Origin of the sequence: Streptomyces sp. NRRL B-1140 (assembly GCF_001280065.1) — a bacterium.
Lineage (GTDB): Bacteria > Actinomycetota > Actinomycetes > Streptomycetales > Streptomycetaceae > Streptomyces.
Window position 1 is genome coordinate 277,579 of sequence record NZ_LGEA01000125.1, and the last position, 10,492, is coordinate 288,070.

4 protein-coding genes are annotated in these 10,492 nt (G+C 70.3%); 3 read left to right on the forward strand and 1 reads right to left on the reverse strand.

Features of this window, described 5'->3' with window-relative positions:
* Positions 1-187: 187 nt before the first annotated feature.
* From ADK65_RS31240 to ADK65_RS31250, 3 genes are all read left to right on the forward strand, one after another.
* Positions 188-5,404: a family 43 glycosylhydrolase gene (locus tag ADK65_RS31240; protein ID WP_053674342.1), complete on the forward strand. Its 5,217-nt coding sequence runs from the start codon at positions 188-190 to the stop codon at positions 5,402-5,404.
* Positions 5,405-5,679: 275 nt separating this feature from the next.
* Complete coding sequence (locus ADK65_RS31245; RefSeq protein WP_053674343.1) at positions 5,680-8,112, forward strand: SpoIIE family protein phosphatase; 2,433 nt, start codon at positions 5,680-5,682, stop codon at positions 8,110-8,112.
* Between the two features lie 470 nt (positions 8,113-8,582).
* Entirely contained in the window at positions 8,583-10,331 is a 1,749-nt protein-coding gene (locus ADK65_RS31250; RefSeq protein ID WP_053674344.1) for a hypothetical protein, read from the forward strand.
* Positions 10,332-10,393: 62 nt separating this feature from the next.
* Here ADK65_RS31250 and ADK65_RS37635 read toward each other — a convergent pair.
* Positions 10,394-10,492, reverse strand: a 99-nt coding sequence (locus ADK65_RS37635) for an adenosylhomocysteinase (protein ID WP_159038846.1), incomplete at its 5' end; no start/stop codon positions are given.

Consider the following 10,492-nt stretch of genomic DNA (forward strand, 5'->3'; position numbering starts at 1 on the left):
GCCTGTCGGACATTGTTCGGAACCTCTTGACGCTGCCCGGACCGTCGGCTGAGACTCTCGCAACACGCGTTCATCTGCGCGTAACACCAGGCCCACGGCAATCAGTTGCCGTCGTCTCGCCATCCCCACGCGCACCGCTCCGCCCTGTCCGTCATCAGCCATGCCTCAGCAGAGGACCCCACACGACATGACGCACGTCGCACGACTTCGCAGCCGCGCGAGACGCCTGGCGGGCCCCCTCGCCGGGCTGACCGCCGCGTCGATGCTGCTCGCCCTCGCCGGCCCCGCCGTCTCCGCGCAGGCGGCCCCGGGGGCACCGGCGCCCGAAGCGGCGGATCCCGCCGAGGGACTGGCCCTGTGGTACAAGCTCGACGCCGGCACCGGCGCCACCGTGACCGACGCCTCCGGTCACGGCCGCGACGGCACGCTCAGCGGAACCGCCGACTGGTCGGCATCCGGTCAGGGTCTCGCCTTCAACGGATCGGACACCTACATCAAGGTGCCGGACGACGTCATGAAGGGCATGAACGCGATCACCGTCTCCCTGGACGTGCTGATCGACTCCGCCCAGAGCACCCCCTACTTCCTCTACGGCTTCGGCAACACCAGCGCGGGCAGCGGCAACGGCTACCTGTTCACGACGGGCAACTCCTTCCGCACCTCCGTCGCGACGGGCAACTGGTCGACCGAGCAGACCACCAAGCCCTCCGACTCCCACAACCTCGCCCGCGGCGTGTGGAAGCACATCACCTACACCCAGACCGGCTCCAGCGGCGTGCTCTACGAGGACGGCGTCGAGGTGGGCCGCAACACGTCGGTGACCACCACGCCGGGGGCCATCGGATCCGGCATCACCAAGGCCAACTACATCGGCAAGTCCGTCTACGACGCCGACAAACTCTTCAAGGGCCGGATCCGCGACTTCCGTGTCTACGACCGGGCCTTGGCCGGCTCCGAGGTCGAGCAGCTCTCCCTCCCCGTCGCCACGCAGGGCGTCGCCGCCGACAAGGAGGCCCTGAGCCTCGGTGACATCAGCGGCGTCACGTCCGACCTCGACCTGCCCAGGACGGGCACGGCCGGCGGCTCCGCCATCAGCTGGACCAGCGACAACCCGTCGGTGGTGTCCGCCGCCGGCAAGGTGACCCGCCCCGGGGCAGGCTCACCGGACGGCCGGGCCACGCTCACGGCGACCCTGAAGAAGGGCACCGTGACGGCCACCAAGACCTTCGACGTCACGGTCCGCCCCGCACTGGACGACGACGCCGCCACCCGCCAGGCCGCCGAGGACCTCACGGTCCACAACCTCGACGACGCCCGCGGCAACCTCACCCTGCCCGAGAGCGGCACGTACGGCACGGCCGTCACCTGGTCCTCCGCGAAGCCGGGCGTCGTCTCCGCCGACGGCGAGGTCCACCGACCCGCGCACGGCGACGGCGCCACCACCGTCGAACTGACCGCCACCGTCACCAAGGGCGAGGCCCGGGCGACGCGCGTGCTGACGGCCAAGGTGCCCGAACTGCCCGCCGCGGCGCCCCTCAAGGGCTACATGTTCAGCTACTTCACGGGTGAGGGCACCGCCGACGGCGAGCAGCTCTACGCCGCCCTCAGCAAGGGCGACGACCCGCTGCACTGGCGCGAGCTGAACGACGGCAAACCGGTCCTCACCTCCACCCTCGGCGAGAAGGGCCTGCGCGACCCGTTCATCATCCGCTCCCCGGAGGGCGACAAGTTCTACCAGATCGCCACCGACCTGAGGATCTACGGCAACGGCGACTGGAACGCCTCCCAGCGCACCGGCAGCAAATCCATCATGGTCTGGGAGTCCACCGACCTGGTGCACTGGACGAACCAGCGCCTGGTCAGGGTCTCGCCCGACAGCGCCGGCAACACCTGGGCGCCGGAGGCGTTCTACGACGCCGAGCGAGGCGAGTACGTCGTCTTCTGGGCGTCGAAGCTGTACGACAACGCCGAGCACTCCGGTGACACGTACAACCGCATGATGTACGCCACCACCCGCGACTTCTACACCTTCAGCGAGCCCAAGGTCTGGATCGACCGCGGCTACTCGGTCATCGACTCCACGATGATCCGGCACGACGGCACGTACTACCGCCTGTCCAAGGACGAGCGGAACAACACCTCCTCGACCCCCAACAGCAAGTTCATCTTCCAGGAGAAGAGCGACTCGATCCTGGACCCGTCCTGGACCCCGGTCGCCGAGGGCATCGGCAAGGGCGCGATGAACGCCGCCGAGGGGCCACTGGTGTTCAAGTCCAACACCGAGGAGAAGTGGTACGCGTTCCTCGACGAGTTCGGCGGCCGCGGCTACATCCCCTTCGAGACGACCGACCTCGACTCCGGCACCTGGACCCCCTCCACCGGCTACGACCTGCCGGCCAAGCCCCGCCACGGCACCGTGCTGCCGGTGACCCAGGCCGAGTACGACCGGCTGCTGCGCGCCTACCAGCCCGACCAGATCGTGAAGAGCGTCGAGGACGTGTCGGTGAAGACCCGGGTCGGCGACGCCCCGGTCCTGCCGGCCACGGTGATCGCCGAGTACGCCGACGGCGCCATGCGGCCCGTCTCCGTCGACTGGGAGGACGTGCCGGCGTCGAAGTACGCCCAGCCCGGCACCTTCACCGTCACCGGCAGCCTGCCCGGCGGCGCCGCGATCCCGGTCCGGGCGGAGGTCACCGTGTCCGACGAGGGACCGGACGTCCCGGCCGACCTCCTGCTGCACTACGACTTCGACGAAACGGGCGGCACCATCGCCCGTGACTCCAGCGGGCACGGAAACCACGGCACGTACGTCCGCACGCCCGACTTCGGCACCGGTGTCGAGGGCGGCTCGTTCAGGATGTCCGGCGGCTCCGACTCGCCTTACGTCAGGATTCCCAACGGCGTGCTGAAGAACGCCGGCAGCGTGACGGTGTCGACGTACGCCAAGTGGAAGGGCGGCAGCAGCTTCCAGTGGCTGTTCGGACTCGGACCCGACAGCGACACGTACCTGTTCGCCACCCCGTCCAACGGCGGCTCCAGCCTCTACTCGGCCATCACGAAGGCGAGTTGGTCGGCGGAGTCGAAGCTCACGGCCGGCTCGCAGCTCACCCCCGGCCAGTGGCGGCACGTCACGGTGACGCTGGACGGCGCCACCGGCACGATGGTCCTGTACGCCGACGGCATCGAGGCGGCCCGCACGACGACCACCGTCAAGCCGTCCGAGCTGTACAGCGCGGCCAAGGACCACAGCGGCTACATCGGCCGCTCCCTGTACGCGGCCGACCCCTACTTCGGCGGCGAGGTCGACGACTTCCGCATCTACGACCGTGCCCTCACGGGCACCGAGGTCATGCGACTCAGCGGCAACACCGCGGGCATCGCCAAGGTGACGCACCCGGCGCTCAAGGTCGACGCGCTCGTCGACAACGCGGCCGGCACGATCACCCTGCCCATGAAGGCGGACACCGACCTCACCACCCTGGCACCGGAGTTCACGCTCGCCGAGGGCGCGATGATCAGCCCCGCCTCCGGCAGTGTGCGTGACTTCACCGAGCCGGTGACGTACGAGGTCACCGGCTCGGACGGCAGGAAGCGCACCTGGAAGGTCTCGGCGCTGATCATGAAGACCCCGGTCCTGCCGGGTCTGAACGCCGACCCGAACATCGTGCGCTTCGGCGACACCTTCTACCTCTACCCGACGACCGACGGCTTCGAGGGCTGGAGCGGCACGCAGTTCAAGGCCTACTCCTCGAAGGACCTGGTCCACTGGAAGGACCACGGCGTCATCCTCGACCTGGGCCCGGACGTCGACTGGGCGGACAGCAGGGCCTGGGCGCCGGCCATGACCGAGAAGGACGGGAAGTACTACTTCTACTTCTGCGCCGACGCCAACATCGGCGTCGCGGTGTCCGACTCGCCCACCGGGCCGTTCAAGGACGCCCTGGGCAAGCCCCTGCTCAAGGCCGGTGACTTCCGCGGCCAGATGATCGACCCGGCGGTCTTCACCGACGACGACGGCAAGCAGTACCTCTACTGGGGCAACGGCCGCGCCTACGTCGTCCCGCTCGGCGACGACATGACCTCCATCGACACCGCGCAGGTCAAGGACATCACCCCGAGCGGCTACAACGAGGGCACCTTCGTCGCCAAGCGCAAAGGCACCTACTACTTCATGTGGTCGGAGAACGACACCAGGGACGAGAACTACCGCGTCGCCTACGCGACCGGCCCCTCGCCCACCGGCCCGTGGACCAAGCAGGGCGTCATCCTGGAGAAGGACCTGTCCCTGGGCATCAAGGGACCGGGCCACCACTCCGTCGTCCATGTGCCCAACACCGACGACTGGTACATCGCCTACCACCGCTTCGCCATCCCCGGCGGAGACGGCACCCACCGTGAGACGACCATCGACAAGCTGGAGTTCGGCCCCGACGGCCTGATCGAGAAGGTCGTCCCGACCCTCGGCGGCATCGACCCGGTCACCGTCGTCCACGCCGGGCCGGACGCGACCGGCACGGAGGGCGAGGCGATCACGCTCGCCGGCACCGTCTCCGGAGCGGGCACGCCGAAGTGGACCGTCCAGGACGGCGCCCCGTGCGCGGTCAAGGACCCCACCGCGGCCCGCACAACCCTCACCTGCGCCGACGACGGCACCTTCCGGGTCACCCTGACGGGCGGACGCGGCAGCGACACCGCGACCGTCGAAGTCTCCAACGCCAGACCCTCGATCACCTCCGCGAAGGGCCCCGGCTCGCCCCTGTCGGTGGGCAGGACCGCCGTCGTCGCCGCGTCCTTCGACGACCCGGGCACGGCAGACCGCCACACCTGCACGGTCGACTTCAAGGACGGCGGCCGGCCGACGCCCGGCACGGTCACCGACTCCGGCTGCCGCGCCTCCCACGTCTACGACGACGCGGGCATCCACCGGCCCGTCGTCACGGTCACGGACGACGACAAGGGCACGGACACCACCACGCTCGCGGAAGTGATCGTCTACGACCGTGCCGCCGGGCCCGCCGTCGGCGCCGGCATGATCACGTCACCGGCCGGCGCCTACCCCGCCGAGCCGCGGCTGACCGGCAAGGCCGCGTTCACCCTGGGCGTCCGGTACCGCACGGGAGCCACCGTCCCCACCGGCAAGGCCAAGTTCGTCCTCGGCTCCGCCCGGCTCGCCTTCCGCTCGACCGGCTCCGACTGGCTCGTGGTGAACGGCGGCCGGGCCGTCTACCAGGGCACCGGCACAGTGGGCGGCAAGAGCGGCTACGCCTTCCGGGTCACCGCCACCGACGGCCCGGACACCTTCCGCATCAGGATCTGGAGGAAGTCCACCGGCGAGGTCCTCTACGACAACGGGAGCGGCGCCCGGACGAAGGGAGTCGTCACCGTCGGACACCACCGGCGCTAGGCCGTTCGACGACAAGGGCGCCTGACAGGGATCCGACCTGGTCAGGCGCCTTTGTGCTGCGCGCCGACACCGCTGCCTGCACAGTGGGTCGGCCCCCGCCCGTCCGCACAGTCCCGTCGGTCCCCGGACGGCTCGGCACCGGTCCGCGCCCGGGACGCGGCGAGAGCGGCGCCGCCGGTTGAGCGAGGCGGGCCGCAGCGGGATGCTGAAGGCACCGCCCGTGACGGGTGGCACAGGCCGTGCCGCGCGCGGCAGGAACGACGTCGGGACACCCCATGGACAACCGACCCGACACGCACACGGGAGAAGGGGGCGCGGCGGCGCCCGAGGACGTCGCCGTCGTCATCGACGCCCGCGGTGCCGTGCTCGTATGGAGCACGGGAGCCAGGAGGATGCTCGGATACGAGCCCGGCGAAGTGGTGGGGCGGCCGGCCACCCACCTGCTGTCCGCCGAACTCCCCCTGGCGATGCGGCGCCACCTGGCCGCGGGCGAACCGTGGACGAGCGACGTGGGACTGCGCAGGCGGGACGGAGGCCGCGTCAAGGCGCAGCTGAGAGGCACCCCGCTGGTGGACGCGCGCGGCAGGACCGCCTGGGTCGTCACCCCGGCGGCCGTGACCTACCCCGCCGGGCCGACCGAAGAGGAGCCCACGGAGCTGTGGGACCTCACCCTCGCGCAACTTCCGCTGCCGGTGGCCGTCTACGACCGGGAGGCGCGGTTCGTGACCTGCAACCAGGTGATGAGCCGGGCCATGGGGCTCAGGCCGGACGAGATGAGGGGCAAGACGCTGTGGGAGATCTACCCCACCCCGCCCCTGGACGAGATCGACCGCCTGCAACACGAGGTGGTGCGCACCGGCGAGATGATCGTCCGCGAGGAACAGCCCTTCAGGGCCTCCGGCGAGATCCGCGATCACGCGTGGTCGGTCTTCCTCTCCCCGCTGAAGAACGGGGCGGGAAAGACGCTGGGCATGTCCGCGCTGGTGATCGACATCACCGAGCAGTACTGGGCCCGGCGCCGCCTGGCGGTGCTCAACGACGCTAGTACACGCATCGGCAGCACCCTGGACGTGGCCCGGACGGCAGAGGAGCTGGCCGAGGTGGCGGTGGACGGGTTCGCCGACTTCGTCACCGTCGACCTGCTGGAGGCGGTCGCCCAGGGCCATGAACCGCAACCGGCACCACCGGACACAGAGGTCGTCTTCCGCCGCACCGCGCAACGGTCGGTACTGCCGGGCTGCCCTGAATCCGTGGTCCCGGAGGGCGGCATCGACATCTGCCCGCCCAGCGCGCCACCCGCTCGGGCACTGATCACGGGCCGGGGCGCCGTGTACCGGATGGGCGATCCGCTGCTGGGCGACTGGTCGACGGCACACCCGGCCCGGGCCGAGAGCGTGCGCAGGTTCGGCATCCACGCGGTGATGATGGTGCCGCTGCGCGCCCGGGGCGTCACCCTGGGCGTGATGCACCTGGTGCGGCACCGCACCGCGGACGCCTTCACCGAGGACGACCTGCTGCTCGCCGAGGAGATCGCCGCACGGGCGGCGGTGAGCATCGACAACGCCCGCCGCTACACCCGCGAGCGCCACACCGCGATCACCCTCCAGCGCAGCCTCCTGCCCCCCGGGCCGCCCCGGGCGCAGGCCCTGGAGCTCGCCCACCGCTACTTTCCCGCCGGTTCGGGGGACGAGATCGGCGGCGACTGGTTCGACGTCATCGCACTGTCGGGAGGCCGGGTCGCACTCGTGGTGGGCGACGTCGTGGGCCAGGGGGTGCACGCCTCGGCCGCGATGGGCCGCCTGCGCACCGCGGTCCGTACGCTCGCCGACGCCGACTTCGCGCCCGAGGAGCTGCTCACCCGCCTGGACGACCTGGTCATCCGCCTCGACCGGGAGGAGGGCCCGGACACCCGTGAACAGGGCGAAGGGGCCTCGGCAGAGGTCGGGGCCACCTGCCTCTACGCCGTCTACGACCCCGTCGCCGGACGGTGCGACATGGCCCGGGCCGGGCACCCGCCGCCCGTCCTGGTGAACCCCGACGGGACCGCGCAGGTCCTGGACCTGCCCGCCGGGCCACCGCTCGGCCTGGGCGGCATGCCGTTCGAGACCGCGCGGATCGACGTGGGCGAGGGCACCCTGCTCGCCTTCTACACCGACGGCCTGGTCGAGACCCCCGGCCGTGACATCGACGTCGGACTGGAGCTGCTGAGCGAGGCGCTGCGGCGCCCGGTCGCGGGCCTGGAGGAGACCTGCGAGGAGGTGCTGCGCAAGGTGCGGGCCGAGCCCGCCGCCGACGACATCGTTCTGCTCCTGGCCAGGATCCGTGGTCTCGGTACCGACCGGGTACGCGTCTGGAGCCTGCCCGTGGACCCCGCGGCCGTCGCCGGAGCCCGCCGCATGGCGAGCGAACAACTGGCCGCCTGGGGGCTGGCCGAGCTCGAGTTCCCCACGGAACTGATCGTCAGCGAGCTGGTCACCAACGCCATCCGCTACGGCAACGCGCCCGTCGAGCTGCGCCTCATCCGCTCCGACGTCCTCGTCTGCGAGGTCTCCGACGGCAGCAGCACCGCGCCGCTCCTGCGCCGCGCCCGGGTCTTCGACGAGGGCGGCCGCGGACTGCTGCTCGTCGCCCAGGTCGCCGAGCGCTGGGGCAGCCGTCACACCGCGGAGGGCAAGACGATCTGGGCCGAACTGCCCCTGCCGAGCTGACCGCCCGCACGGTGGCGCCGTGCGACGGAAGGGGCTGTGCCCTGCACCTTTGCTGGTGGAAGATCCGACTCTGGGGTAGGGTCTCGACGCAACTCCCGGTCGGTGGATTCAAGCCAGTCGTCCGGGATCCCCGCCGTTCGTGAAGGCGGCACGGCCGGAACGCCCCCTGGTGTGGCCAGGTAAGAACATCTTGCACCCAGTCGATGCGATCTTGTCATCAGACTCGCCTAGGATGACATTCTGAAGGCGGCAACGTGTCACGGCGGACAACCCCCGATGAACACTCGCGCGGCATCGGGGCACTCCGGGACAGGTTCGGAGGCCCCGTCTGCGACGGCGAATGTGCTGGAGACAGCCGGCGTGGCCCCCTCCAGGACGTGCCGGACACCTCACCGATCCGGCGAAGGTCACGGGAACCGGGTAGTCGGAGGCCACCGCGTATGGGCGACGCAACGGATAGGACAGCGGAGATGAGCAGCGTAGTCGAGCGCTATCAGGCACTTGAGGAGCATGTCGCGGGCGGCCGCCAGGTCAAGCTGACGGACGTGCTGGACGTGCCCGCAGCCGAGCTGCGGCAGGCGAACGAGCACGACGTCGCGGTCCTGCTGCTGCTCGGTGAGTTGTGCGCCCGCCTGGACAACGGCGCATCGGCCGCGCCCCTGGTACTGGCCACCGCCGACAAATACGTCAACACCTCCTTCTTCTACACCGGGCGGATCCTGCCGCGGACCCGGGAGCTGATCGAACTCCTCGACCGCGCGGTACGTGAGCACTCGTTCGACGTGCTGATGGAGGTGGCCGACCACCTCAGCCAGGGGTGGGCGAGGTACGCCGACTCCATGTTCCCGTCCGCGTTCGCCCGGCTCGCCGAAGAGGCCGGGCTGGACGGGAAGCCGGAGTCTTTCTCCCGTGTCTCCTTCGTGCTGTGGCGCGATGGTCTGGAAGCCGCCGCCGAGAACGCACCGGAGCGAGCGCTGCCGCTCTTCAGGGACTCGCTGGAGCGCTACCGGACGTACGGCTACTACGCGGACGCGTCCTGGCTTCACACGGACCTGGTCATCGCCCATCTGCTCGCCGGGCAGAAAGAGGAAGCGCACGCCGAGCTCGAGGCGCAGCGCACGTACGTGGAGAAGGTGCTCGAAGCGCATCCGGTCGTCGCACCGGAGGCGGGACGGTCGTTCGCCTTCCACCTGGGCGACGTGCAGAGCGGCGAATACAGCACGTTCGTGGAGTCATCGGTCCTGCGCCCGACCGAACTGACCGAACGCGACCGCGAACTCCTCATGCGCTACGTCCGCACCAGCGAGTTCCTCATCTCCGCCTGCCGGTACGGAGTGCAGCGCGACTTCGACGCGGCACTGGACACCTTCTCCTTCGGCTGGGGCACCTATCAGCAGTCGCCCTACCCGAGGATGTTCCGTCATCTCGCCGACGGTTACCTCGATGCCCCGGGGAAGTGGAACGTCCATCTCACGGCCTACGAACAGTGGCACCGGATGCTGCGCACGTACCGGGTCCGGGTACGGCCCCACGTGCTCATCGACACGGCTGTGACACTGCACGACCGGCTGAAGTACGCCGGGTTGAACACCTGCGCCTCCCTCGTCCTGCTGGACACCGCCGTGCTGCACTCCCGGCTGCACGGCAGAGGGGAATCGGTGGACTGGATCACGCGCTACCTGCAGGACCTGCGGCCGACCCTGCCGGAGACGCTGGGCGCGGTGGCCGACTACCTGCAGGCGCCGCGCGGCACGGAGCGCCGCCAACTGCTCAGCCGGTACATCGGACTGCGGGCCGGCCATCTCGTACCGGAGTTCCTCTCCCTCGACCTGGGCGAAGAGCAGCTGCCGCAGCCCGACCGGCTCGAAGTGACGCTCTACGGCCGGTTGCTGTCGGTGGAAGGGATCACCGTGCACGAGAACGCACCGCAGCCGCTCATCGACACCCTCCGCGTGCTGGGCCGGGACTTCTCGGAGAGCGTCGCACGGGGAATCGCCGTCCCCTACCTTTCCGCTGCCGAGCTGTCGGACCGTACGAACCGCACCTCCGCGGCACTGGCCCAGACCGTACGGCGATTTCGCAGTGCCTGCCAGGAGCGCTTCAGCGAAGTGGCGGACTACGACATGGCCCAGGACGCCGTGATCCAGGGACGCCCCGGCTACCGGCTGAACCCGCAGAGCATCCATGGCTTCACGGAGTACTCGACGGACGCCGGCTGAACCGAGCGGAGCAGGCCCGGGGCCATGGAGGGCGCCGGGCCTTCAGACAGCGCCGGACGCGGTCAGTAGCGGTAGTGGTCGGGCTTGAAGGGGCCTTCGACCTTCACGCCGATGTACTCGGCCTGCTCGGGGCGGAGCGTGGTCAGCTTCACGCCGAGGGC